At 59.0% G+C, this 26014-nt stretch carries 24 protein-coding genes; 18 read left to right on the top strand and 6 right to left on the bottom strand.

The window, feature by feature from the left end:
- The first annotated feature begins 24 nt into the window (after nt 1-24).
- The 8 genes from ACI3K0_RS13280 to ACI3K0_RS13245 all read left to right on the top strand — a co-directional run bounded on the left by ACI3K0_RS13280 (nt 25) and on the right by ACI3K0_RS13245 (nt 8581).
- A complete protein-coding gene (locus ACI3K0_RS13280; protein ID WP_404945405.1) occupies nt 25-1263 on the top strand; it encodes a Zn-dependent hydrolase in 1239 nt (412 codons plus the stop codon).
- Between the two features lie 86 nt (nt 1264-1349).
- Nucleotides 1350-2087 (top strand): GntR family transcriptional regulator, encoded by a 738-nt coding sequence (locus ACI3K0_RS13275; protein WP_404945404.1) that lies wholly within the window; start codon nt 1350-1352, stop codon nt 2085-2087.
- Nucleotides 2088-2467: 380 nt separating this feature from the next.
- Nucleotides 2468-3187, top strand: coding sequence for a FadR/GntR family transcriptional regulator (locus ACI3K0_RS13270; protein WP_183685338.1), 720 nt, complete (start codon nt 2468-2470; stop codon nt 3185-3187).
- Nucleotides 3184-4350 (top strand): PLP-dependent transferase, encoded by a 1167-nt coding sequence (locus ACI3K0_RS13265; RefSeq protein WP_404945403.1) that lies wholly within the window; start codon nt 3184-3186, stop codon nt 4348-4350. Before ACI3K0_RS13270 ends, ACI3K0_RS13265 begins: the two co-directional genes overlap by 4 nt.
- 71 nt (nt 4351-4421) lie before the next feature.
- Entirely contained in the window at nt 4422-5642 is a 1221-nt protein-coding gene (locus tag ACI3K0_RS13260) for a sugar ABC transporter substrate-binding protein (RefSeq protein WP_210297893.1), read from the top strand.
- A gap of 95 nt (nt 5643-5737) precedes the next feature.
- Nucleotides 5738-6673 (top strand): carbohydrate ABC transporter permease, encoded by a 936-nt coding sequence (locus tag ACI3K0_RS13255; protein WP_148144715.1) that lies wholly within the window; start codon nt 5738-5740, stop codon nt 6671-6673.
- A gap of 5 nt (nt 6674-6678) precedes the next feature.
- The gene (locus tag ACI3K0_RS13250) at nt 6679-7509 is read left to right on the top strand and encodes a carbohydrate ABC transporter permease (RefSeq protein WP_148144716.1); all 831 of its coding nucleotides are present in this window, start codon (nt 6679-6681) and stop codon (nt 7507-7509) included.
- A gap of 4 nt (nt 7510-7513) precedes the next feature.
- The gene (locus ACI3K0_RS13245; RefSeq protein ID WP_206827766.1) at nt 7514-8581 is read left to right on the top strand and encodes an ABC transporter ATP-binding protein; all 1068 of its coding nucleotides are present in this window, start codon (nt 7514-7516) and stop codon (nt 8579-8581) included.
- Nucleotides 8582-8636: 55 nt separating this feature from the next.
- Here the strand turns inward: ACI3K0_RS13245 and ACI3K0_RS13240 are convergent, their stop codons facing one another.
- The 5 genes from ACI3K0_RS13240 to ACI3K0_RS13220 all read right to left on the bottom strand — a co-directional run bounded on the left by ACI3K0_RS13240 (nt 8637) and on the right by ACI3K0_RS13220 (nt 14854).
- Nucleotides 8637-9746: an ABC transporter ATP-binding protein gene (locus ACI3K0_RS13240; protein WP_404945402.1), complete on the bottom strand. Its 1110-nt coding sequence runs from the start codon at nt 9744-9746 to the stop codon at nt 8637-8639.
- A 9-nt stretch (nt 9747-9755) separates the two neighbouring features.
- Nucleotides 9756-11702: a glycoside hydrolase family 127 protein gene (locus ACI3K0_RS13235; RefSeq protein WP_404945401.1), complete on the bottom strand. Its 1947-nt coding sequence runs from the start codon at nt 11700-11702 to the stop codon at nt 9756-9758.
- Between the two features lie 28 nt (nt 11703-11730).
- Entirely contained in the window at nt 11731-12597 is an 867-nt protein-coding gene (locus ACI3K0_RS13230; RefSeq protein WP_148144720.1) for a carbohydrate ABC transporter permease, read from the bottom strand.
- Nucleotides 12594-13529: a carbohydrate ABC transporter permease gene (locus ACI3K0_RS13225; RefSeq protein WP_404945400.1), complete on the bottom strand. Its 936-nt coding sequence runs from the start codon at nt 13527-13529 to the stop codon at nt 12594-12596. Before ACI3K0_RS13225 ends, ACI3K0_RS13230 begins: the two co-directional genes overlap by 4 nt.
- An 80-nt stretch (nt 13530-13609) precedes the next feature.
- On the bottom strand, nt 13610-14854 hold the full coding sequence (locus tag ACI3K0_RS13220; protein WP_404945399.1) for an extracellular solute-binding protein: 1245 nt from the start codon (nt 14852-14854) through the stop codon (nt 13610-13612).
- Nucleotides 14855-15020: 166 nt separating this feature from the next.
- On the opposite strand from ACI3K0_RS13220, the gene ACI3K0_RS13215 reads away from it, so the two are divergent.
- Nucleotides 15021-16040, top strand: coding sequence for a LacI family DNA-binding transcriptional regulator (locus ACI3K0_RS13215; RefSeq protein WP_404945522.1), 1020 nt, complete (start codon nt 15021-15023; stop codon nt 16038-16040).
- Between the two features lie 180 nt (nt 16041-16220).
- Here the strand turns inward: ACI3K0_RS13215 and ACI3K0_RS13210 are convergent, their stop codons facing one another.
- Nucleotides 16221-17054 (bottom strand): IclR family transcriptional regulator, encoded by an 834-nt coding sequence (locus ACI3K0_RS13210; protein ID WP_206827753.1) that lies wholly within the window; start codon nt 17052-17054, stop codon nt 16221-16223.
- 170 nt (nt 17055-17224) lie between these two features.
- Between ACI3K0_RS13210 and ACI3K0_RS13205 the strand changes: the two genes are divergently transcribed.
- The 9 genes from ACI3K0_RS13205 (at nt 17225) to ACI3K0_RS13165 (ending at nt 25992) form a co-directional block, all read left to right on the top strand.
- Nucleotides 17225-18292 carry an ABC transporter ATP-binding protein gene (locus ACI3K0_RS13205; protein WP_206827751.1) on the top strand — a complete coding sequence of 356 codons (1068 nt, stop codon included), beginning with the start codon at nt 17225-17227 and terminating at the stop codon, nt 18290-18292.
- The gene (locus ACI3K0_RS13200) at nt 18289-19143 is read left to right on the top strand and encodes an ABC transporter permease (protein WP_148144725.1); all 855 of its coding nucleotides are present in this window, start codon (nt 18289-18291) and stop codon (nt 19141-19143) included. The genes ACI3K0_RS13205 and ACI3K0_RS13200 overlap by 4 nt, the downstream gene beginning before the upstream one ends.
- Nucleotides 19144-19154: 11 nt before the next feature.
- Nucleotides 19155-19949: an ABC transporter permease gene (locus ACI3K0_RS13195; RefSeq protein ID WP_206827749.1), complete on the top strand. Its 795-nt coding sequence runs from the start codon at nt 19155-19157 to the stop codon at nt 19947-19949.
- Nucleotides 19950-19955: 6 nt separating this feature from the next.
- The gene (locus ACI3K0_RS13190; protein WP_148144727.1) at nt 19956-20258 is read left to right on the top strand and encodes a (2Fe-2S)-binding protein; all 303 of its coding nucleotides are present in this window, start codon (nt 19956-19958) and stop codon (nt 20256-20258) included.
- Nucleotides 20255-21661, top strand: coding sequence for an FAD-dependent oxidoreductase (locus ACI3K0_RS13185; protein ID WP_206827747.1), 1407 nt, complete (start codon nt 20255-20257; stop codon nt 21659-21661). Before ACI3K0_RS13190 ends, ACI3K0_RS13185 begins: the two co-directional genes overlap by 4 nt.
- The gene (locus ACI3K0_RS13180; RefSeq protein WP_206827745.1) at nt 21658-22827 is read left to right on the top strand and encodes an FAD-binding oxidoreductase; all 1170 of its coding nucleotides are present in this window, start codon (nt 21658-21660) and stop codon (nt 22825-22827) included. Before ACI3K0_RS13185 ends, ACI3K0_RS13180 begins: the two co-directional genes overlap by 4 nt.
- Before the next feature lie 3 nt (nt 22828-22830).
- Entirely contained in the window at nt 22831-23877 is a 1047-nt protein-coding gene (locus tag ACI3K0_RS13175) for an ABC transporter substrate-binding protein (protein WP_404945521.1), read from the top strand.
- A gap of 102 nt (nt 23878-23979) precedes the next feature.
- Nucleotides 23980-24900, top strand: a complete 921-nt coding sequence (locus ACI3K0_RS13170) for a 2-hydroxyacid dehydrogenase (protein WP_404945398.1) — start codon at nt 23980-23982, stop codon at nt 24898-24900.
- A 327-nt stretch (nt 24901-25227) separates the two neighbouring features.
- On the top strand, nt 25228-25992 hold the full coding sequence (locus tag ACI3K0_RS13165) for a LuxR C-terminal-related transcriptional regulator (RefSeq protein WP_404945397.1): 765 nt from the start codon (nt 25228-25230) through the stop codon (nt 25990-25992).
- Nucleotides 25993-26014: the final 22 nt, after the last annotated feature.

Below are 26014 nucleotides of genomic sequence, written 5' to 3'. Positions count from 1 at the left end.
ATACCCAATGCCAAAGGATAGACCATGACCACCTTGCCGGAAATCAACGCCGAACGCCTCTGGGCGGATATCATGACGATGGGGGCGATCGGCGCGACGCAGGGCGGTGGCAGTTTCCGGCCCGCGCTTTCGGATGCGGACCGCGAGGGGCGCAACCTGTTCCGTTACTGGGCGGAGGAGGCGGGGCTGGTGGTGACTGTCGATGCTATCGGCAACATGTTCGCGCGGCGGGAAGGTACCGATCCGTCGCTGCCGCCGCTGATGATCGGCAGCCATCTCGACACGCAGATGCCGGGCGGCAAGTTCGATGGCGTTCTGGGCGTGCTTGCCGGGGTTGCGGTTATCCGCGCGCTCGATGCGGCAGGCGTCAGCACGCGGCGAGCGATCGAGATCGCCAATTTCACCAATGAGGAAGGCGCGCGGTTCCAGCCGGGCGTGATGGGGTCGGGCATTTTTGCCGGGCTCCTGTCTTTGGAAGATGCGTTGTTTCGCAAGGATGATGACGGAGTGATGCTCGGCGACGAGCTTGCCCGTATCGGTCATGCCGGGCAGCTGCCGGTCGGCGGGCGGGCGGTGCATAAATATCTCGAACTGCATATCGAACAGGGGCCGGAGATGGAAAAGGCAGGTGCGATGATCGCTGCCGTTTCCAACAGTTCCTGGGGTTGCAGCGGATTTATCGATATCAGCGGCGAGAATGGCCATTCGCAGACGGCCGCAATGTCGACGCGGCGCAACGCGCTTGTCGCTGCGGCCAAACTGATCCTCGAAATCGAGGCGATCGGAGCCGAGAACGAGCCGGCGGGCATGGTCAGCGCCACGGTGATCCGTAACTGGCCGAACAACCGCGTCAACATTCCGCATCTGACCAAGCTCTCCTATGTCGCCGTTCATGCAACCGAAGAGGGGAGGGCGAAGATCATCGATCGCATCGAGGCCGCGGCGGGACGCATCGCCGGAGAGACGGGGCTTACGATCGATGCCACGACCTCGCATTATCGCCAGCGGCTTGACTTGTCGCAGGAGCTTGCCGGGCAGGTTCTCGAAGTGGCGGAACGGCTGGGCTACACGTCGATGATGCTGCCGACGCTGACCTCTCATGACGCACTGTCGATGACCCATCTTTGCCCGACGGCGATCATCTTCGTGCCCTGCAGGCAGGGCATTTCGCACAGCGAAAAGGAATGGTGCGAGCCCGATCAGGTGACGGCCGGAGCCAAGGTGCTTCTGGAAATGGCAATGATCGCGGCGAACGAAGCATGATGCTCGTGCCCTCTTTATGCCGACGAAAGCAACTGCTTATAATGTAAGGAAGCTAAAACACGTAAAGCGAGCGGACGAGGCGCTGAGTGAATTCACACGCTAAACTTGCATTGGAAGACATGGGGGCCGGCCAGCCCAAGGCGGTCTGGGCGTATAACGTCATCCGCGATGCGATCATCACAATGAAACTGGCGCCGGGCGAAACGCTGAACGAAAAGGAGACCTGCGCCGAGCTTGGCATTTCCCGAACGCCGATGCGGGAGGCCTTGTTGAGGCTGGCGCAGGAAGGGCTCGTCAATATCGTTCCGAGCGGGGGCACATTCGTCAACAAGATCGCCATGCGCAAGGTGATCGAGGGGCATCTGATCCGTTCCAGCCTTGAAATGCGCACGGTGCGTCTTGCAGCCCGTAATTTCGATCCTGTGCATGAGAAGGACCTCGATCTACTTATCTTTCGCCAGCAGGAAGCGGCAAAGCGGCGTGACATCGATGAGGCTTTCAAGGTCGACAACGAGTTCCATCGCCTCCTCTGCCGCATCGCCGGCTTTCCGAATGTCTGGCAGACGATCCATAACGCGACGGGGCAACTCGACCGCGTACGGCGCCAGGCATTTCCGAAGATCGGTTATTTCGAAGAGGTTCTGGAGGAGCATGTGGCGCTTTATGCCGCGATCAAGGCTCATGATGAAATTCGGGCTGCGAAACTGCTCAAGGAACATCTCGGCGGCATAAAAGCCGTTGTCGAATACGTCCTTCAGGCCGATGCCGATATCATTACCGGCGAGGACGATATCGTGTTGCTCAACGCACTCTCGGACGTGTGAACCGGACGTCCGGGAAGAGCTCTACATCCAGGCGCAATGCGCGATATTGCCAGCATCGCTGCAAGTGAGGTTGCTGCACATGCCGTCGGCGAGGCCCAGCCGTGGATCGGGCGGTGGGCAGGCTTTCCATATTGCCCGCATAGCCAGACACGACTGAACCGCTCCCCAAGTCCCAAGTCCCAAGTCCCAAGCCACAAGCCCTTGCCCGACACCATGCCGTCTCCCGGCATGCGTCGCATCCCGGACCCGCGACCGCCGGGCGGGATCTCTCGCTGCATTATGAAAAGCCTATCCACAAGCGAAAACGACAAGGAGCGATTGACACCCTTTTAGTCGCGTGTTTTGCTATGATGTCAGACCAATTTTGCTTGCATGGTGTTATGACGAGAGCGACGTTATCCGCAACACTTCAACCGCTGCCGACACTGGATCGTGCCCGGCAGGTGACTTCGGCGCTTGCGCATTATATCGCCGATGTTCAGCTCAAGGCCGGTGATCGACTGCCGGCGGAGCGTGAGCTGATGGCAACGCTTGCTGTCGGCCGCTCGACGATCCGGGAGGCGATCCGCCACTTTCAGGCGCTCGGCGTCATCGAAACGCGAAAAGGCAGCGGCACCTATCTGCTGCGGCCGATTTCTCCCGATACCGTGCATATGCCGCTGTCGCTGGACACGACACGCCTGCGTGACGTGCTTTTGCAGACGTTGCAGGTGCGCCGGGGCATCGAATGCGAAGCCGGCATGGTGGCCGCCCGCATGCGTACCGACGATGACCTCGTGATCATCGAGAAGAAGCTGGTGCAGATGGAGACCGTGCATCTGGAAAAGGGCTCGTCCGGCCCGGAAGACCTTGCCTTCCATCTCGCCGTTTATGACGCCACGCATAATCCGCTGTTCCGGCAGATACTTGAGCAGATGCGCGAGAGTTTCGAGCATTTCTGGGCTTCGCCCTTCGATCGCAAGGATTTTGCCCGACGCTCCTTTCCGTTTCACCGCACGCTTTTCGACGCCATCGCCGCCCAAGATCCCGAGGGTGCAAGGCGCGAGACATTAAAGATCCTCGCCGTCGTCGAGGAAGACATCAAGGAAATGTCCCAATGAACGAAATGTCCGATCCGTCGCAATTCGCCTCGCTGATTACCGCCCATGACGACGGAAATTTCGCCGATGCGGTCGTGCCGCCGATCTTCCAGACCTCGCTCTTCACCTTTTCCGACTATGACGAGATGATCGCTTCCTACCGCGGTGAGAAGGTGCGGCCGATCTATACGCGCGGCCTCAATCCGACGGTGCGCATGTTCGAGGAAATGCTGGCCAAGCTCGAAGGCGCCGAGGATGCGCTCGGTTTTGCCAGCGGCATGTCGGCGATATCGTCGTCTGTCCTGAGCTTTGTCGAGCCGGGTGACCGCATCGTTGCAGTCAAACACGTCTATCCCGATGCATTCCGCCTTTTCGGCACGCTGCTGAAACGCATGAAGGTAGAGGTCACCTATGTCGACGGCCGCGACGAAGAAGCAGTCGCAAAGGCGCTGCCGGGGGCCAAGGTTCTCTATCTGGAAAGCCCGACAAGCTGGGTGATGGAAGCCCATGATGTCGGCGCGCTGGCGGCCTTGGCGAAAAAGCACGGCGTTGTGTCGATGATCGACAACAGCTGGGCAAGCCCCTTCTTCCAGCGGCCGATCACACTCGGCGTGGATCTCGTCATCCATTCGGCCTCCAAATATCTCGGTGGCCATAGTGATGTCGTCGCCGGTGTGGTTGCCGGTTCGAAGGAGATGATCGCGCGGGTGAAGGCGGAGGCCTATCCCTATCTCGGCGGAAAGCTTTCGCCCTTCGATGCCTGGCTCTTGATCCGAGGCATGCGCACGCTGCCCTTGCGCATGAAAGCTCATCAGGAATCGGCGCTGACCATCGCGCGGCGGCTGCAGGAACTCGATGTGGTGGAAACCGTCTGCCATCCGGGTCTGGCGAACCGGCTGCCTGCGGGGCTTCACGGCACGTCGGGCCTGTTTTCCTTCATCTTCAAGGAGGGCGTGGATATCCGCGCCTTTGCCGACCATCTCAAACTCTTCAAGCTCGGCGTCAGCTGGGGCGGCCACGAAAGCCTGATCGTTCCGGGCGAAGTGGTGCTGCAGCAGAAGGCCCAGCCCAATTCCGCGCATACGTTCGGCATCCATGCGCGGTCCGTACGCCTCCATGTCGGCCTCGAGGGAACCGAGGCTTTGTGGAGCGATCTTCAGGAGGCAATCGCCGTCGCCTCGTAACGCATGAAATCAAGACAACTGGGAGCAGGACAGTGAAAACAATCATAACGACTGCAATCTTCGCCACTCTGATGGCAAGCAGCGCATTGGCCGATACGACATTGAAGCTGGTGGAAGTCATCACCAGCCCGGAACGCACGCAGACACTGAAATCGCTGGTCGACAAATTCGAGGCCGCCAATCCCGGCACCAAGGTGGAAATCATCTCGCTGCCCTGGAACGAGGCCTTCCAGAAATTCGCCACCATGGTGTCTGCCGGCGATACGCCGGATGTGATGGAAATGCCGGATACCTGGCTTTCTCTCTATGGCAACAATGGCATGCTCGAAAGCCTCGAGCCCTATCTGGAAAAATGGCAGCACACCAAGGAACTGACGCCGCGCGCGCTGGAGCTTGGCCGTGACGTCAAGGACACCGCCTATATGCTGCCCTACGGCTTTTATCTGCGGGCGATGTTCTACAACAAGAAGCTGCTTGAACAGGCCGGCGTTTCCGCGCCGCCGAAGACCATGGACGAGTTCACCAAGGCATCCGAAGCCGTATCCAAGCTGCCGGGCAAATACGGTTATTGCATGCGTGGCGGCCCGGGCGGCCTCAATGGCTGGATGATCTTCGCCGCCTCGATGGCCGGCGACAACAAGTATTTCACGGAAGACGGCACCTCGACCATGAACAGCGAAGGCTGGGCAAAGGGTATCGAGTGGATGGTCGATCTCTACAAGAAGGGTCTTGCGCCAAAGGACAGCGTCAACTGGGGGTTTAACGAGGTCGTGGCCGGATTCTATTCCGGCACCTGCGCCTTCCTCGATCAGGACCCAGATGCTTTGATAGCAGTTGCTGAGCGTATGAAGCCGGAAGATTTTGGCGTCGCGCCACTGCCGAAGGGACCGACGGGCAAATCCTTCCCGACGATCGGTTATGCCGGCTGGTCGATGTTTGCCAAGAGCGAAAACAAGGATCTCTCCTGGAAGCTGATCGAAACGCTGCAGAGCCCGGAAGGCAATATCGAGTGGAACAAGAAGATCGGTGCTTTGCCGGCCTATACGGCGGCAGAAAAGGATCCGTTCTATGCCGGTGACCAGTTCAAGGGCTGGTTCGAGGAACTGGCAGACAAGGACACCGTTCCGACCGTAATGCCGACCTTCCTCGAAGAGTTCGCTTTCTTCAAGGATTCGCTGGCGATCAAGACCTCGCAGCAGGCTCTGCTCGGCGATATTTCTGCGAAGGAACTTGCCGACGAATGGGCGGCTTACCTGACCAAGGCACAGCAGAAGAACCTCTCCAAGAAGTAATCGACGCCGTGGCGGCGCGAGCAAAACCGCGCCGCCACCCCGCCTTCTTTTGAAATGACGGCGCAAACCTTGCGCCTCAAACGGGAAACTGTCTGATGTCCATGACCGCCGACGTCTATGATCGTCGCCAGGATCGCAGGCCGTGGCAAAAGCGCCTTGCCGATGCCTCGGAGCCTTATCTCTACAGCGCGCCGGCGCTGATCCTCATTAGCGTCGTCATGCTGGTGCCGCTTGTCATCGGCATTTCCTATGCCTTTCGCGATATCCAGCTGCTCAATCCGTTTTCCGGCGGGTTCATCGGGCTCGAACATTTCGAGACGCTGTCGAAGGACAGGGCGTTTTATACGGCGTTGAAAAACACGCTGTGGTGGACGGGCGCCTCCGTGTTCCTGCAATTTACCTTCGGCCTCATTCTGGCACTTTTGCTCGACAAGCCGTTCATGGGACGTGGCCTTGTGCAGGCGCTGGTATTTCTGCCGTGGGCGGTGCCTTCCTTCTTGGCCGGTCTCAACTGGGCATGGCTGTTCAATCCGGTCATCGGGCCGATCCCGCACTGGCTGTTCGATCTCGGCCTGATGAGCCAGCCCGGCAATATCTTGTCCGATCCGCAATATGCGATGTGGGGACCGATCATCGCCAATGTCTGGTGGGGCATTCCCTTTTTCGCCATCACGCTTCTGGCCGCACTGCAATCGATCCCGCGCGATCTTTATGAAGCCGCCTCCATCGATGGCGCCTCGTGGTTCCAGCGTTTCTGGTCGATCACGCTGCCATTCCTGGCGCCGACCATCGCCATCACCGTTCTGCTGCGCACCGTGTGGATTTCCAACTTCGCCGACCTGATCGTCGTCATGACCGGCGGGGGACCTGCCGACCGCACCCAGATCGTCGCCAGCTACATCTTCACCCAGGCCTTCAAGGCGCTCGATTTCGGTTATGCCTCGGCCATCGCGCTGGTGCTGCTGGTGCTGCTTCTGGCCTATTCGATGTTGATCATCCTGCTGCGGCAGACATTGCTGAACAAGGGGTGAGGGCCATGAAAACGTCGCTTCTTCCGACCATCGCGCATCGTCTGGCGCTACTCGGTTATATCGTCTTCGCACTCTTCCCGCTGTTCTGGCTGCTGAAGGTCTCGGTTACGCCCAACGACCTTCTTTATTCCGAAGGCGTGCGCATGTGGCCGTCGCGGACCACGTGGGAACATTATTCCTTCGTGCTGCAGCACAGCGCCTTTCCGACCTTTTTCAAGAACAGCCTGATCGTCTCCGGCTCGACGGCGATCATCGTCACCATCTGCGCGTCACTGTCCGGTTATGCGCTCTCCCGTTTCAATTTTCGCGCCAAATACTGGATCGTGGCCCTGATGCTGCTGACCCAGATGTTTCCACTGGTCATGCTGGTGGCGCCGATCTTCAAGATCCTCACGCCACTCGGTCTCACCAACAGCCTGACAGGCTTGATCGTCGTCTACACCGCCTTCAACGTGCCCTTCGCGACCTTTCTGATGCAGTCCTTCTTCGACGGTATCCCAAAGGATCTCGAAGAAGCGGCGATGATCGACGGCGCCACAAAATTCACGGCGTTTCGGGAAATCATCCTGCCGCTGACCTTGCCCGGCATCGCCGCCACACTCGGTTTCGTCTTCACCGCCGCATGGAGCGAGCTTCTGTTCGCGCTGATGCTGATCAACGGCAACAATGCCGCGACCTTCCCGGTCGGGCTGTTGACGTTCGTTTCCAAATTCTCGGTGGATTTCGGGCAGATGATGGCGGCAGGCGTGCTCGCGCTCATCCCGGCGGCTCTCTTCTTCCTGCTCATACAGCGCTACCTCGTCCAGGGCCTGACGGCCGGCGCGGTCAAGGGGTAATACCATGGCATCGATCGATATCCAGAACGTCAAAAAGGCTTATGGCCATGTGCAGGTGCTGCACGACGTCGATTTGCAGATCAAGGACGGCGAGTTCGTCGTGCTGGTCGGCCCGTCCGGCTGCGGCAAGTCTACGCTGTTGCGCATGATTGCGGGGCTGGAAGGAGTTACCGGCGGTGAGATGCGCATCGACGGGAAGCGCGTCAACGAGCTGCATCCGAAGGACCGCGACATCGCCATGGTGTTCCAGTCCTATGCGCTTTATCCGCACATGAATGTCGCCGGCAACATGAGCTACAGCCTGAAGCTCCGTAAAACGGCCAAGGAAAAGATCGCCGCTGCTGTTGCCAGTGCCGCATCCAAACTCGGGCTCGATCCGCTGCTCGACCGCCGACCGAAGGCACTCTCCGGTGGTCAGCGTCAGCGCGTCGCCATGGGCCGCGCCATCGTGCGCCAGCCGAAGGCGTTTCTGTTCGACGAACCGTTGTCGAACCTCGATGCCCGCCTGCGCGAGCAGATGCGGGCCGAAATCAAGAAAATGCATGGCGACCTCAAGGCCACCTCGATCTATGTCACCCACGACCAGATCGAGGCGATGACCTTGGCGGACCGGATCGTTGCCATGCATGGCGGGGTGGTCCAGCAGGTGGGGGCTCCGCTGGAGCTGTACGACCGTCCCGCCAACCTCTTTGTTGCCGGTTTCATAGGCTCGCCGGGCATGAACTTTCTCGACGCGATCTATTCCAACGGCAATGTGACGCTGAAGGATGGAACCGTGGTTGCCCTCCCGGCGCCGCTATCGCTTGACGATGGCGCAAGAGTGACGGTTGGCGTCCGGCCCGAGCACGTGGTGATGGGCGGGGAGGGCGCCGGCATGGCGGCGAGCGTCGATCTTGTCGAGCCGACCGGCTTCGGTATCATCCTGCACCTGTCGCTGCACGGTCTGGCCTTCAAGGTGTTTACGCTTGATCGTGCCGCGCTCTCGGCGGGTCCCATGGTCCATGTCAGTTTCCCGCCGCAACACCTGCATGTCTTCGACGAAAACGGGGAGCGGTGCGTTTCGCTCCAATAGTGCTTGGTCAGTGGCAGTGGGCACGGAAATTTTCCCTGTCCGCTGTCCCTTGAACTTATGCCGGTTTCCCGCAAAGTAGCGAGTGTTCCGTTTCCCGATCAAAGAGATGCATCTGGTTCATGTTGATGGAGACCGGCAGCATTGCTCCGGCTGTAACCGGAATTTCACTATCGAGGCTGGCGCAACATATGTCTCCGGCAACGTTGAAATAGACCATGTTGGTCGACCCAAGCGGTTCGACCAGTTCGACATTGGCATGGAAAGGTACCCAGCCGGGCCGCTCCTGGCTGCCGGAAATGGCTTCGGGGCGAATACCGAACGTGACGTCTTTTCCGCCGGCGGAAGCGAACCGGGATCTCCTGGCTTCCGGAATGGCAAGACGGGTTCCGTCCTTCAACTCCACAAAGAGGCCTGTTCCCTCCGTAACGAGTTTCGCGGGCAGAAAATTCATCGATGGCGATCCGATGAAACCGGCAACGAATTTGCTCACCGGGTTGAAATAGAGTTCCTGCGGCACGCCCTGTTGCTCTACCAGCCCCTTGTTCATCACCACGACCCGGTCGGCCATGGTCATGGCTTCGATCTGGTCATGCGTCACGTAAACGGTCGTCGTCGGCAGCAGATTGTGCAGCCGTTTGATCTCCGTCCTCATTTTCACCCGCAATTTTGCGTCGAGATTGGACAGAGGCTCATCGAAGAGAAAAACCTTCGGATCTCGGACGATGGCGCGGCCCATTGCGACGCGCTGCCTCTGGCCGCCGGACAGCTGGCCCGGCCGTCGCTCCAGAAGTTCGGTGATATGGAGCGTCTCGGCAGCCTGCGCGATCCGCTTGTCGATCTCGCCTTTCGACAGGCGCTGTTGTTCGAGGCAAAAGGCGATGTTGTCACGAACCGTCATATGCGGATAGAGCGCATAGTTCTGAAACACCATGGCGATATCGCGCTTACCTGGCCCAAGACGGTTGACGACCTGATCGTCGATGACGATCTCGCCGCCGCTTATATGTTCAAGCCCGGCGATCATCCGGAGCGTGGTCGACTTGCCGCATCCAGAAGGCCCGACGAAGACGACGAATTCCTTGTCCTTTATATTCAGGTCGATGCCACGGACAGCCTCATAGATACCGTAGGATTTGGTGACATTGCGAAGTTCCAGACGCGCCATGTGTTTCTCCTATCGTTCCGCCAGCCAGACCTGCATCGCGCCTGCGTCACGATTGGCCCAGAGATGGTAAGGGATGGCCTTGAAGCGCCGCGGCCTGAAGGCGGCGGGGCTGTTGCGATAAAGCCCTGCCTTCCAATCCTCCACCTGCGCTTCCAGGGCTTCCCCCTCCAGCACGACTGCACCACCGAGTAGCTCCGGATCGAACCGTGCTTCGATCGTGCCGGAAGCGGACAGGCGAAGCCGTTGCGGCTCCATGCCGATATCTGTTTCTTCGACGCAATAGACGACAGGCCCGCGCTTCAGTGCAACCCGGTCCGCATCTTCGCCCACTGCCGGATGGGCGTAAAGCCGCTCGACCGGCATGTCGAAGGACAGCCTGATTTCATCGCCATCCGCCCAGGATCGGCGGATCGTCGCATACCCTTTTTCGACAATGCCGTCGGCATCAAGGGTCACGCCGTTGATGCTGATTGTCCAACTGCGGCACCAACCGGGGATACGAAACCTGATGGTAAAGTCCGCTTGCCGGGATAGGCCTAGCTGGATCCTGACATCGCCATCCCAGGGATAGAGAGTTTCTTGTTTCAGGCGAAGATAGGTATTTCCAAGATCCAGTTCGGCCGTGTTTGCGCCGTAGAGATGAACCGCGAGTTCCTCGGCCTTGCCTGAATAGAAATATTGGCCGAGCGAGGTGATCATGCGGGCGATATTGGTCGGGCAGCAAGGGCAATAATGCCACTTCCAGCGGCGGTGCTGACCATGGCTTTCCAGCACGTTTTCATAGAAATAATGCTCGCCATCGCGGGATATGCCGGAAAGCGCGCCGTTGAAGAGCACCGTCTCCAACGCATCGGTGAATTTTGCGTCGAGATCGATCTGGGCCATGCGATGGCTCCAGAATCCGAGCGCTACCGCGGCGCAGGTTTCCGCATAGGCGGTTTCGTTCGGCAGGTCGTATTCGCGGGTAAAGCCTTCATTGGAGGCGGATGGCCCAAGCCCGCCCGTCACATAGAGCTGGCGGCTCGTGAGATTGTCGAAAAGCCGGTCGCAGGCCTGTTTCAGGGTCGGGTCGTCGTTTTCATGGGCGAGATCGGTCATGGCCGAGAACAGATACATGGCCCGCACCGCGTGACCGACGACCTGCGACTGCTCGCGCACCGGCCGATGTGCCTGGCTGTAGGCGTAGGTCTTGTAGACATAATCAGCCGGATTCTCACCGCGAAGCCGTGCTTCCTCGTCATAGTAGGATGGTATCTGGCCGCGCTCGTCGATGAAATAGGCCGCAAGCTTAAGGTGCCGGGGATCTTTTGTGATCCGATAGAGCTTGACCAGAGCCAGCTCGATTTCCTCATGGGCGTCATAGCCGCGCAGCTTGCCCGGCTCCGAGCCGAAGGTCGCGTCGATGTGATCTACGGCGTGGATCATCACGTCGAGGAAGCGGTGCTTGCCGGTCGCCTCGTAATAGGCGACGGCACCTTCCAGCAGATGGCCCATCGAATACATTTCGTGCAGGTCGCGCAGATTGGTCCAGCGCTTGTCAGGCTCGCGGCGAATGAACCAGCTGTTGAGATAGCCGTCTTCCATTTGCCCCTGTTCGAGCTTTTCGACGATCGCGTCGATCTGTGCTTCGAGTTCGGCATTAGGGGCGTTTTTCAGGGTGTAGCTCGCGGCCTCGATCCACTTGCCGAAATCGGAATCGAAGAAATGCTGCATCGAAAGCCCGCTTGGCTGGATCGGGCGCGCAAGCGGTGCCGGTGGCTTGTCGAAGTCCAGCACTTCGAGAAAACCTTCCTCCTCAAGCCGCTTATGCTGCGTCGGGATGGTGGTCTTCCGAACGGTCTCCGACCAGCTTTTCCAGAACCCGTCCGGAAAAGCCACGCGGTGATGCTCGATCGGTACGAGCCTGTCGAAATGGCGTGCGGCGGCGTTAGTCGGCTTCTTCAGGGAGGACGACATAAAAGCTCCTTTTGCAGTGTTCTGCGGCTTATTTGACGGCGCCGGCGGTGAGGCCGCGCACGTAGTAGCGTTGAAGGGCGAGGAAGAGCAGGATGCAGGGGATCATGGTGACGGTGATGCCAGCCTGCAGTGCTCCCCAATCGATGATCCCATAGATGCCGGAGGACACGTTCACGAGCATGATCGGCAGGGTGAACTTGTTCTGATCCGAGATGAAGATCAGCGCTGCGAGGAACTCGTTCCAGGAATTGAGGAAGGCGAACATCGCAACGGTTGCGACACCGGGCAGTGCCAATGGCATCAGGATGCGCCGCAGCAGCGTCCATTGCGAGGCACCGTCGATGCGTGCCGCTTCCACCAGCGCGGCGGGGATCGCATCAAAGGCGTTGCGCATCATGAAGATCGAAAATGGCAACTGGAATGTCGTGTAAACGAGGACCAGTCCGAACAAGCTGTTCTGCAGACCCAAAAACTTCAGGATGAGAAACAGCGGGGTCAGGATGGACTGGAACGGGATCATCATCGTGGCCATGACCAGAACGAAGATCAGAGATTGACCCGGAAAGCGGAATTTCGAGAAACCGTAACCGGCAGGCACCGACACCAGTATGGTGAGGATGATCGTGCCGGCCGCGATCAGCAGCGAATTCATTGCATAGATCTGCCAGCCGGCGCCGACATCTTCCAGCCGCCGATAATTCTCCAGCGAAAAGGCCTTCGAGAAAAGCGCGACTGGATTGGCGAGCGCTTCCGCCGCCGGTTTGAAGGAATTGGCCACGGACCAGACAATCGGCATCAGGAAGATGATTGCCAAAAGCAGGGATACCAGAAGGAAGGTGACGTGTCCGATTCGCTCCGAAAACGGCCTGCCGGCTGCAACATTCGCATGTGTCATCGGCCTTCCTCCGGGCGGTGGCGCATGAAGCTGAGCTGGATGGAGCTGATGGCAACGAGAACCACCAGCAGTGCGAAGGAGAGGGCGGATCCGTAACCCAGCCGATAGGACGAGAAGGATGCCAGGTATATGGAGAAGACGGCGGAGATCGTGCTGTTGCCGGGGCCGCCCTGGGTGATGATGAAGAACTGATCGAAAGCGAGCATCGAGGATGTGATGTTGAGGATCAGTGCCAGAAGCAGCGAGTTGCGCATCAGAGGCAGGGTGATGCGGCGAAAGCGGCTGAAGACACTGGCGCCGTCGATCTTGGCAGCCTCGATGACCTCGGCGGGTATGCTCTGCAATCCGGTGAGCAGGATGACCATGGTGAAACCTGCTGTCTTCCACACGACCATCAGAATAATAACGGCGAGCGCCGGCCAAAAACTATCGAGCGGCCGAGGTGATGCATCAACAACGCCGAGGCTGAGAAACAGGCGGGAAAAAACGCCGTTGTCAGGGTTGAGCAACCATGTCCAAAGCGTCGAGGCGGCACCGAAGCCGATGACGACGGGCATGAAATAGATCGTGCGGAAAAAACCGGCGCTACGGAGCGGGCGGTCGACCAGCAAAGCGAGCGGAAAAGCCACTGCCATGATCGCTGCGGTAACCAGCAGCGTGTAGAGAAGGGTAAATCCCAGTGAGGACCAGAGTTGGCTGTCGCCCAGAAGTTCCGCGTAGTTTTCCAGGCCGATGAACTTTTTCCGCCCCAGAAGCGGCCAGTGATAGAAGCTCATCCATACGGTCATCAAAAGCGGGATGACGAACAATCCGATGATGAACACCATACTTGGCGCGATGAAAAACAGGCCCAGCCAGCCATGCGGTTCGCGGCTGCCGCCGAAGGCTGAGACAGGGCGCGCGACCGCGCTCGGCAGTGTGGTCTCTACCATTCAATCCTCGTCGTCATTCTATCAGGCTATCGATGCTGATGGTGGAGCAGGCAGATTTCGGCTGCCTGCTCGCTCATGCGTCAGGGATTTGTCCGCTCGAGAATCTTGGTAAAGTCATCCTGCGCCTTCGAGATGGCTGCATCCACATTGCCATCGAATATGCTCGACTGGACAAGGTTCAGGAAAGGGCCGGTCCGGCTGACGAAAAGCTCATCGGAGGAGAAGGTATAAGGCGTGCGTGCCTTCGTCAGGATCTCGTAGGAAACAAGGTTTCGCTTGTCGAACTGGGCATAGGCATCCGCTGCGAGATCGGTGCGCGATGGCATGCCGGATTCCTTGGTGATGAACACCTGCTGTTCCGGCTGCATGTAGAAATTGACGAAGTCGAGCAGAACCTTCTTCTTTTCCTCGCTGATGCCGGCAATCAGTGCCAGGGTGTCACCACCGGCAAAGCTGGAAGCGCCATCCTTCGGTCCGGGAATGGGAGCAACGTTGAATTTAACATCCGGATATTTGGCCGTCAGAAGATTGACGATGTAGGAGCCGGTCATCAGCACGCCGACTTTTCCGGAGGCAAATGCCTCCACCGCGTTGTTGCCGTTGCCGGAGCGCGATGTCGGATGAATGGCGCCAGCCGTCCACATGTCGCGATAGGCCGCGATCGTTTCCCGCATGGCAGGTGTATCGACCGTCGCCTCACGGCCGTCCTGGCTGAGAATATCCGCGCCGGCCGCCCAGAGGTGGGGCAGGAAATCGTAGATCAGCCAGCTTCCGGAATTCGCGACGAAATAGAATCCGTAGGTATCGGATCCGAGTGCGCGAACCTTATTCGCGTCTTCCGCAATTTCCGTCAGAGAAGCTGGCGCCTTGTTAGGATCAAGGCCTGCTTTTTCGAAAAGGTCGATATTCCAAGCGATGATCGACGCGTCAGGCAAGGCGGGGACGCCGTAGATCTTGTCATCATAGGTGGCTAAACGAACATGAGACGGGCTGAGCGCGTTTGCATAAGGCAGCCCCTTCACGAAGTCAGTAATGTCTTCGAGGCTCTCGTTGGCGGCAAATGTCGGCAGGTAGATCAGATCCAGAACCGCGCCTTCCGGCGGTGATCCGCCGGCGATGGCGGCGCCGAGCTTTGGCACCATCTGTTCCGCCGTGATCTGGGTGACGATGATCTTGTCATCGTGCTTGGCGTTGTACTGCTCGGCAAGCGACTGCAAGACAGCGCCGGACGAGGTGCGAACCCAGAGATTGACTTCCTCGGCGGCAGCAAAAGAGGTTGTCGCAGCAAACGTAATTGCTGCGAGCGCAAGGCTAGCTTTATGCATCACGGTTCCCTTTTTCTATTGTTCGTCGCAGTTTCCCGATGGACGTGAACAAACGGTAGGGCGGATTTTTTTGCCTGTCGACAATTTTGAATTCGATTTTTGCAAAAACGTTTTTGCACGTCTGAAAACGCTTGAGAAATCGTTTTTGCAAGATCATTCTTGCGGAATGTTAAAGCCTATTTCTCATCGAAAACGAACACTGCGCGATGTCGCGAAGGCGGCTGGTGTCAGCTTGTCCACGGCCTCAAACGCACTGAACGGTGTTGGCCGTGTCAACGCTGAAACAAGCGAACGCATCAACAGGATTGCCCAGGAAGTCGGTTTCAGGCCCAATGCACTGGCGCGAAGCCTGCAGAGCAAGCGCAGTTCCACGATCGGCATGCTGACCAATGATACATACGGGCGGCTCACGCTTCCCATGGGGGCAGGCGTCTCGGAAGTTTTGGTCGATCAGGGCGTGTCAGTTTTTCTCTGCGCCACCAACAACAACCCCCGTCTTGCACAGCTTCACCTTCAGGCGCTTCTCGACAAGCAGGTCGACGGCATCATCTTCACCGCAACGCGACTGGATCTCGAGCAACCTCGGGAGCTCCTGGCACTGCCTATTCCGGTGATATACGCCTTTGCCGAAGGTCCTCCGGGGAGCGTCAGTTTCGTGCCCGACGATGAGCATGGCGCACGCCTGGCGATGGAGCGCTTGAGGAAATCCGGCTGCTCGCGCATCCTTCATATCACCGGTCCGAAAGACTATCTGGCTGCCAGACTGCGCGCAGCCGCGTTTTGCAATTTTGCCGAAGCCTGTCGCGAACCGATGTTCGGAGACTGGTCCGAGGAGTGGGGACATGAGGCAATAGCCCGGCTGGTTTCAGACGGAGACCAATTGCCCGACGGCATCTTTTGCGGCAACGACGAGATCGCCAGAGGCGTCATCGATGCTCTGCGTGATCGTGGTATTCTTGTGCCGAGGGACATATCCGTCGTCGGCTTCGATAATTGGGAGGTCATTTCGCGGCAAACCCGCCCGCCCTTGACCACTGTCGACATGGAACTCATGGAACTTGGCCGGCAGGCGGGCTTGGCCATGCTGAGCATTACCAGAGGTGAGGCTATTGAACCTGGAACCCGCCGCTTGCCCTGCCGATTAGTCGAACGGCTCTCAACGGCGAACAAGGCGAATGAATACTAGCGGGCTTCGCCGAAGCCCAAGAAACGGCAAAAAGCCGTCACTGATATAATTGGCGCGAACTGCTCGGGGCGCTCGTGTCAGGCCACAAGCCTTGTTACGTTTTACATGATCGGAACAGGAGAGCTCTGTCGAAGCCGACTTAACTCTATCGCTAGGGGCAATGTCGCGAAACAAGTCCAACTACCGAAGTCGGTTCTGCGCCTGGACATAGCTCAGGCTACGTGACGGTGAGCGCAGGGCTGGGTCGAATGGATTGATCCGGCGACCGAGTTCGCGAGCCTCGGCCGAGAGAATATCCACCATCGCCTGCAATCTCTCGCCTTCGGCGCGTTCGGCAAGCGTACCGACGCTCAAGGCCGCGACCACCGTACCGTTTGCGTCGCAGACGGGAACGGCGACGCCCGCCATGCCCGGAATGAGACCCGCATTAAAGCTGACGAAACCCTGTTCGCGGGCATTGGCGAGAAGAAGTCGGAAGCTTGCCTCGTCGAGATGGCTGCGATCGAGCAGACGCGGCATATTGAACCGGATAACGGCTTCTCTTTCCGCTTCCGGCAGGTTGGCGAGAATGGCGGTGCTGCCTTGGCCGATGCCGAGTGGCACCTTGCCGCCGATGTCGCCGGTGAAGGAGCGGATCGGGAAGGGGCCTTCGACACGGTCCAGGCAGACCGCATCATAACCGCTTCGCACGAGCAGGAAGATCGTGTCCGTCAGGGTTGACGACAGGCGAAGCAGTGCCGGTCTGGCCAGTTCGCGCAATCCGTCGGAGCGTCCGGCGCGGGCCGCCAGCACGAAAAATTCGAGACTGAGGCGGTAGCGTTTGCCGCCGGACACCTGTTCGACGAACCCTTCGGCGACCAGATCCTGCATGGCGCGATGGGCTGTCGGCTGGTTGCAACCCACTTCCTTTGCCACATCTATCAGCCGCACCCCGGCGGCATCTGCCGCGCCAAGCGCCTTGAGGATGATCAGCGTGCGCCTTGCGCTTGAGATCTGGCGAGTGTCTTCATCCATTAAATGTAATCCGGATTGGGCTGATCTTCCATAAATTTCATATAATGGAATATTTCAATGATAATTTTCCTAATTGGAATTTTTCATTGACCATAGGCAGTTTTCTACTGTCTCCTTCGCCTGGGAACGAAATTAGAGAAAGCGCGAAAACTGGCGCAACTGGAGTGGACATGAGCTTTCTGACGCTCAATTCGCTGTCGAAAATCTATGGCAATTTCACCGCTGTCGATGCGGTCAATCTGGAAGTCAGCAAGGGCGAATTCGTATCGCTTCTGGGGCCTTCCGGCTGCGGCAAGACCACGACGCTGCAGATGATTGCAGGGCTGGCCGAACCATCGGCCGGCTCGGTCATGCTCGACGGGCGCGAGATCACCCGCGAGAAACCGAACCGCCGCGGGCTCGGCATCGTATTCCAGACCTATGCGCTCTTTCCGCATATGACGGTGGCGCAGAATGTCAGCTTCGGGCTGGAAATGCGCAAAGTCGGCAGAGCCGCGCGCGATCGGCGGGTGGCCGAAGCGCTGGCGCTGGTCAAACTCGACCAATTTGCCGATCGTTATCCGCGCCAGCTTTCCGGCGGCCAGCGGCAGCGCGTCGCAATCGCTCGTGCCCTCGTCATCGAACCGCCGGTGCTGCTGCTCGACGAGCCGTTGTCCAATCTGGATGCCAAACTGCGCGAGGAAATGCAGTTCGAGCTTCGGCGCATCCAGCAGACGGTCGGCACGACGACGATCATGGTGACCCATGACCAGGGAGAGGCGCTGTCGATCAGCGACCGTGTGGTTGTCATGGAACACGGAAAGATGACGCAGGCGGATGTGCCGGCGGCAGTTTATGATCATCCGGCGACGGAGTTCATCTCCTCCTTCATTGGCAAGATGAACAATATTCCCGGTATAGCACTCAGGCTTGGCATCCAGTCTTCCGGCGTCATCCTGCCGGCGACGGACTGTCCCGCCACAGAGGGCGAGCCGGCCATCCTGTCGCTTCGCCCCGAGCGGATTACCATCGTACCCGCGGGCCAGGGGCATCTGCACGGAGTGGTCAGTGCAAGGTTCTTTTTCGGCAGCCACTGGCTGTTCAACGTCGATACGGCGGTCGGCCAGATCATCGTTTCCTGGCCGAATACGGATGGCTCATTGCCTGCATCCCAGGGGCAGCCCGTTGGGCTCTCTTGGTCGCCGGAAAGCGCGCGTGTCTCGGCCCGGACGCGGGAGACTTCGAGGATTGACGCATGACGGCGCAGACATCCTCGACGCCGTGGTTCCTGTCTTTCCCCGGCCTGATCTTCTTCCTCGGCATGGTGGTTCTGCCGCTGACGCTGACCGCGGTCCTTTCCTTTCATGCCTATGATTTCAATATAGGTGTGCTCGACAGCTACACGCTGTCGAACTACACGACGGTTCTCTCCGATCCCTATTTCCTCTCGATCTTCTTGCGGACGCTGAGGATCGCCCTGATTACGACGGTTCTGTGCATCGTGATCGGTGTGCCGGAAGCCTATATCCTGTCTCGGATGTGGAACCCGTGGCGGTCGATCTTCCTGCTCGTCATCATAGGCCCGCTGCTGGTTTCGGTCGTTGTGCGCTCCTTCGGCTGGAGCATGCTGCTCGGTTCGACGGGGTTGATCTCCAAAGCCAGCATCATGCTCGGTCTTGGCCCGGTTCGCATTCTCTACAGCGAGGCAGCGATCGTGATCGCGCTGGTGCATGTGATGCTGCCGTTCATGATCATCCCGGTCTGGACGGCGATCCAGAAGCTCGATCCTGGGCTTGAACCGGCCGCATGGTCGCTTGGCGCTTCGCGCTTTACTGCAGTGCGACGGATCATCCTGCCGCAGATTTCGCTCGGCGTTCTTTCCGGCAGCCTGATCGTTTTCGGCCTTTCGGCAAGCTCTTTCGCCATTCCTGGCCTGCTCGGCGGGCGGCGGCTGAAAATGGCGGCGACCGTCGTCTATGACGAATACATGCACGAGCTGAACTGGCCGCTCGGCGCTGCCATCGCTTTCATCGTTCTTGTCGCCAACCTTCTGATCATGCTGGCCTACAACCGGATGATCGAAGCCAAGGCGCGCAAGGTTCTGGGCTGAGGGGGCGGAATATGGATCGCAACGGACCAAGCGCCCTCATCTTTCACACGCTCGTCGTATGCTTCATGCTGGCGCCTCTGGTGATCATCTGTCTGGTCGCTTTCACGCCCGACAGCACGCTCACCATCCCGACGACCGAGTTTTCGCTGCGGTGGTTCAAGGCCGTGTTTGTCCATCCGGACTTCATGGCATCTTTCTACAATAGCCTGTGGCTGGCAACGCTCGCGGCAACGATCGCCGTGCTGATCTCGCTTCCGGCCGGCATCGCGATCTCCCGCTACGAGTTTCCGGGACGCGGTTTTCTCAATGGCCTGTTCCTGTCGCCGCTGATCATTCCGCATTTGGTTCTCGGAGTCGCTCTTTTGAGGCTATTCACGCTGATCGGCGCAACGGGCAGCTTTGGGTGGCTGGTGGCAAGCCATGTCGTTATCGTCACGCCCTATGTGCTGCGGCTGGTGATGGCGGCGCTCACAGGCATCGACCGCAATGCTGAACAGGCGGCGCTGACGCTCGGTGCCGGGCCGCTCACGGTGTTCCGGCGGATTACCGTGCCGATGATCCTGCCCGGCATTACCGGCGGTTGGCTGCTCGCCTTCATCAACAGTTTCGACGAATTGACCATGTCGATCTTCGTCACCTCACCCCAGACCGTCACGTTGCCGGTCAGGATGTACATGTACGCGACGGAATCCATCGATCCGATGATGGCAGCCGTTTCCGCGCTGATGATCGCCCTGACCGGTATCGCCATGCTCGTGCTCGACCGGGCGTTCGGACTGGACCGTATTCTTGTCGGGCAGAAGTGAACGAAAATGCCGCTCCTGCATCGCGTTGCGCGACAGAATGAAGTTCCGATCAGCTTTTCGCTGAACGGCAAACCTTGCGAGGGACGGCGCGGTGACACGCTGCTCAGCGCCATCCTCACCATCGATGAACGGCTCAGGCCCAGCGATTTCAGCCATGAGCCGCGGGCAGGTTTCTGCCAGATGTCGGCTTGCCAGGATTGCTGGGTCACACTCACAAGCGGTGGGCGGGTGCGTGCCTGTTCCACCCCGCTCGTGGAAGGCATGCAGGTGATCACCCAAGCGATCACCGGGGCGGGAGAGGCCGCATGAGTGACGCTGTAAAAGATCGTGCCCAACCTCTCATCGTCGGAGCCGGCCCAGCCGGTATTCGTGCCGCGGCCACGCTTGTCGCGGTGGGGATTCGGCCGATCGTCGTCGACGAAGCGCCGGCCTGTGGTGGACAGATCTATCGCCAGCCTTTCGTGCCGGATGGTCGCGATGCTAAAGCGCGGTATGGCTCGGAAGCGCCCAAAGCCGAGCGGCTGCATGGAGAATTCGCCGGGCTGCAGGGCAAGATCGATTATCTGCCCAACACGCTGGTCTGGAACCTGTCGGACGGCATTGCCGATGTGGCGACGAATGGCGGGCATCGCCGGCTCGCCCATGATGGGCTGATCCTTGCGACCGGAGCGATGGACCGCATTCTGCCGGTTCCCGGCTGGACCTTGCCCGGCGTATTTTCGCTTGGTGGCTCGCAGATCGCCTTGAAGGCGCAGGGTTGCGTCATCGGTTCGCGCGTCGTCTTTGCCGGCACTGGACCGCTGCTTTATCTCGTCGCTTGGCAATATATGAAAGCCGGGGTGAAGGTGGCGGCGGTGCTGGACGCCGCACCGCTCACCGCGCAAATGGCAATGATGAAGGCCCTGCCGAGCTTCCCCGCCATCGTCCTGCGCGGCACGCGCTTCGTTGTCGAAATGATGATGAAGGGTGTCGCCTTCCACTACGGCATCAACAAACTTCGCTTCGAGGGGACGAGCCGCATCGAGGGCGTCTCCTTCGAGGTGCGCGGCAAACGCCGGCATCTGGCCTGCGATGGTGCGGGCTTTGGGCTCGGGCTGAAGCCGGAAACACAGCTTGCCGATCTCGCCGACTGCCGGTTCGCCTTCAACGAACGGGATCGCGTTTTCCTGCCGCAAACGGATGCCGCTCGCCGCTCCAGTGTCGCCGGGGTCTATCTTGCCGGTGACGGATCCGGCATTGCCGGCGCCGATGCCGCGGAGATGTCCGGTGAGAGGGCAGCGCTATCGTTGATCGAAGACCGCGGCCTTGCCGTCGATCCGCGTCGGGCAGGCGTGCTTGAAAAAGAACTGCGCAGGATCTTTGCTTTCCGCACCATTCTCGAACAATCCTTTCCTTTCCCGTCGCACTGGATCGCCGACCTTCCGGGCGACACGATGGTCTGTCGTTGCGAGGAGATTGATGTTTCGGCCATTCGTGACGTCACCGATCATTTCGGCATTGTCGAGATGAACAGGCTGAAGGCGGTAAGCCGGGTCGGCATGGGACGTTGCCAGGGCCGTGTCTGCGGTTCGGCTGCTGCCGAACTGCTCGCCGCCTCGACCGGCCGGCCTATTTCGGCCGTAGGTCGCCTGCGCGGACAGGCGCCGGTCAAGCCGCTGCCCATGTCCTACTCCGCGATCGCGCCCTCAATCACTGGGGAGGCTGCGGAATGAAGGTCGATGTCGCGATCATCGGTGGCGGTCTTGTCGGTTGTTCCGCAGCGCTGGCCTTGAGGCAGATGGGCCTTTCGGTTGCCTTGCTGGAACGCGGGTTCTGTGGCGCGCAGGCGAGCGGCGTCAACTACGGCGGCGTGCGCCGCCAGGGCCGCCCGGTCGAGCAATTGCCGCTGGCGCAGCGCGCCCATGCGATCTGGCCGAAGCTCAGGCAGTTGATCGGCATCGATGGCGAGTTTCGCCGCACCGGTCAGCTGAAACTTGCCCGCAACGAGGCGGAAATGGCCTCGCTCGAAGCCTATGCCAGAGGCGCTGCATCGAGCGACCTGAAGCTTGAACTGCTTGGCGCCAATGCCCTTGCCGAGCGCTTCCCGTGGATCGATCGCGATATCGCGGTCGGCGCTTCGTTTTCAGCCGATGATGGGCAGGCCAATCCGCGCCTCGTGTCTGCCGGCTTTGCCGCCGCCGCAAGGCGGGCGGGCGCCGAAATTTACGAACAGACGCCGGTGCTTGGCGTTTCGAAGGAAGCCGAAGGGTTTCTCGTCGAGGCGCAGGGTGTACCGGCTATCCGCGCTACGCATCTGGTCAATGCCGCCGGTGCCTGGGCGGGGCCGTTTGCCGACATTTTCGGGGAGGGCGTGCCGCTCGGCCGGATCTATCCGTCGATGATCGTCACCGAGCCGATGAAAGTGTTCATGACCGTCAATACCGGCGTAGAGGGCGGCGAGGTCTATGCTCGGCAGGTAGAGCGCGGCAATTGCGTTATCGGCGGCCAGCGGGGAGTTGCCCGCGCGGACAATGCCGATTTTTCCCGCCCGACGGATGTCGGCGTCACGACAGTGATGCAACGCGCAGCGCGGCTTTTCCCGTCGCTGAAACATGCCCATGCAATCCGGTTCTGGTCGGGAACGGAAGGGGCGATGCCGGACAAGAACCCGGTGATCGGTCAAAGCGGCACTACATCCGGGCTGATCCATGCCTTCGGTTTTTCCGGTGCTGGTTTCCAGATCGCGCCGGGTGTCGGCGAAGTCATCGCCGAGCTGATTACCACGGGTAAGACGACCACACCGATCGATGCCTTTTCGATCACTCGCTTCTTCGTCGACGCCGCCAAGGGCTCGGGCGCCGGCGCTCCACCGCAGAGCCCTCAATCAAGGGGAACGTGAATGATGAAATCCATCCATGCGGCACTCGCCGCCAGCATCGCATGCCTGACCGTTACCGGTTCGGCCCATGCCGAAACCAAAACCCTTTATGTCGGGATGAACGGCGGCAATCTGGAACGCACGTTCACCCAGGCTGTCTTCCCGGCCTTCGAAAAGGCCAATGACGTGAAGATTGTCGTCGTGCCGGGCACATCCAGCGATATTCTCGCCAAGGCGACCGCTGCAAAGGATGCGCCGCAGATGAACCTGATGTTCCTCGACGATGGCATCATGTATCGCGCCATCGGCCTCGGCCTTTGCGAAAAACTCAAGGAAAGCCCGGAGCTTGCCGAAGTTGATAAGGCAGCCCGGATGAAGGACGACATGGCCGTCGGTGTCAACATGGGCATGACCGGGATCGCCTATAACACCAAGCTGTTTGCCGATAACGGCTGGGCCGCCCCGACCTCTTGGATGGATTTTGCCGATCCGAAATTTGCCGACAAGGTGGTCTTCCAGTCGGCATCCGCCTCGTCCTTCGGCCTGCACGCCTTCCTGATGTTCAACCGCATCCAGGGCGGTGACGAAACCAATGTCGAACCGGGCTTCACGAAGTTCGGCGAGACGATCGGCAAGAACGTGCTCGAATATATTCCGAGCTCGGCGAAGATTTCCGAAATGACCCAAGCAGGCGAAGCGGCCATCTTCCCGCTGACCCCGACGGCGGTCAGCACACTCAAGGCCCAGAGTATTCCGGTCGAATACGCTCAGCCGAAGGAAGGCTCCGTGGTGCTGATGTACACGGCCTGCACGATCGCCAAGAACAACGAGCCGGAACTGACGCAGAAGCTTGCAGCCTATCTGCTGTCGGCCGATGCGCAGTCCGCGGCGCTCGATGCGGGCGATGTCTACCCGTCCAACCCGAAAGCTGTTGCCTCGACGCCGGAAGGCAAGGTGAAGCTTGATGCATTCCAGACCTACATGAAGACTGCCGTCGTTCTTGATTGGGATGCGATCAATGCCAAGCGCGCCGAATGGAACAGCCGCTGGAACAAGATGATCGAACAATGAGCCGTTCGTCCTGACCTTCATGTCGCCGGAAAGCTTTGCGGGAGCTTTGCATCCCGATCGCGCTTTCCGGCGTCTTTTTTGAATGCGCTTGTGGAGTGCCGCGTGAGCCTCGTCATCATCAGAAAAAACGCCCCGACGGCTCCCTGGCAGCAGGCATTCGCCAGTCAAGCACCCGATCTTGTCGTCCATGCCTGGCCCGAAACGGGGCCGCTGGAAGAGGTTGACTATGTGCTCTGTTGGGCACCGGGCGCCGGAGAGATTGCGCGTTACCCCAATCTCAAGGCGGTGTTCTCGCTGGGGGCGGGCGTCGATCATCTCCTGAGCGACGACACGATCCCGCTACATTTGCCGATCGTACGCATGGTCGACAAGTCGATCACAGATGGCATGGTGCAATACGTCGTCATGGCGGTGCTCAACCATCATCGCCGCATGGATGAGATGCGTGCGAACCAGGCTGCAAAGATTTGGCAGAAACTCGATCTCTCAAATCCGCAGATCGGCATCATGGGCATGGGCGGCCTCGGCAAGGCTAGCGCCCGGGCGCTGGCGGCGATGGGATACAGGGTTCGCGGCTGGAACCGAAGCGGGCGGCCGGTTGAAGGTTTAGACGTTTTTGGCGGAGCGGATGGTCTTAAGTCCTTCCTGGCTGAGACCGATATCTTGATCAGTCTTCTTCCGCATACCGAACAAACGATCGGCATCCTCAATCGGGAAACATTCACAGCGTTGAGGCAAGGTGCCTACGTCATAAATGCCGGGCGTGGAGAACAGTTGGTCGAGGAGGACCTGCTGAGAGCGTTGCGCAGCGGCCAGATCTGTGGCGCCATGCTCGACGTATTCTGCAAGGAGCCATTGGCGTCAGACCACCCTTTTTGGGGCGAAGAGAGGGTTACTGTGACGCCGCACATTGCCAGTTGGGTCGATCCCGCCGCCGGTACGGCGCATGTTCTGCGCGCGATCGAAGCTATCAAGCATTGCGAGATTCCGGAAGGTCAAGTTGATCGAACCGCCGGTTACTAGCTCCTCTCAACGAATACGGACAGGGCTCTCATAAGAGCAGAACGGAACCCACACGGCCCGTATCGAGAGATCATTTTACAGAGACCGAACTTCTATGTCGAAGTATCGAAAGTGATGCCTGCTGATTGATACTTGTTACCATCAGCAGCTCATTAGAGAGTAAGGCACGCACTCCATCTGTTCATGAATATTTTGCTGTCAATGCTTGAATAATCGACGAAGTATAGATGCTTAGCGCTTTTCCAAAATAACCTTTTTCGACACCTGGGAATTAAAGTGTAGATTATTTTTTTATTTCCTTTATTAGTGTCTTGGGGGAGAAGGAATATGCGTGTTTCAGTATTTCTTGTGAGTGACAGCACGATCGTTGCTTGTGCCATGGCGCAAGCCATAAGAACTGAGTTTGCGCAGGTCTCACACTCTCCTTCCTTCTCAAGCGTGGCGGACCTGGTAATCGACTGGGACGACACTGTCGTCATCATCGACGCGGTCAATCCGAAAGAACTGGTTGCGCAACTCAATCGTGACAACGACGCCGTCGACACATCGCACATTATCGTCTTGATGCGGGCAAACCAAAGTGTCGACGAGTATCGATCAATCATCGGCAAAGTGGGCGCGTTGCTGCCTGATGGTGCCTCGCTGCAGGAAATAGCGCTTGCTGCGCGCATCGTTCGTCATGGGATCACGCTATTGCCGACGGTTGCCGTTGCGGGCTTGGGACACTCCGGCCTTAACGACGACATGAATGCCCGGGCCCTTGAGGGATGCTCTTTTACAGATCGCGAACATGCTGTGCTCGGACTGATTTCGAAGGGCGCGAGCAACAAGGTTATCGGCCGAAAACTGGATATCACAGAAAGCACCGTTCGCGTCCATGTTCGGGCCATCCTGAAAAAGCTCGGAATGCAGAATCGCACCCAAGCGGCGCTTTATGCCGTGGGTCACAAGGGCATTCAGGTTGGCTCGGATCTCTTCCGGCCGGCAACAACCGTAATGTCGGCTATTTGCGGCTTTGTTGCCGTCAATCTACGAACATTCATGCCCGAATTCACCCAAACGCTCCTACTCCAGGCATCGATTATCGCCTGAGCATGCGTTTCCCGCGCCGCTC

This window comes from Rhizobium sp. ZW T2_16 (assembly GCF_044987325.1).
Taxonomy (GTDB): Bacteria; Pseudomonadota; Alphaproteobacteria; order Rhizobiales; family Rhizobiaceae; genus Neorhizobium; species Neorhizobium cellulosilyticum.
This window is presented reverse-complemented; position numbering and strand designations above follow the sequence as displayed.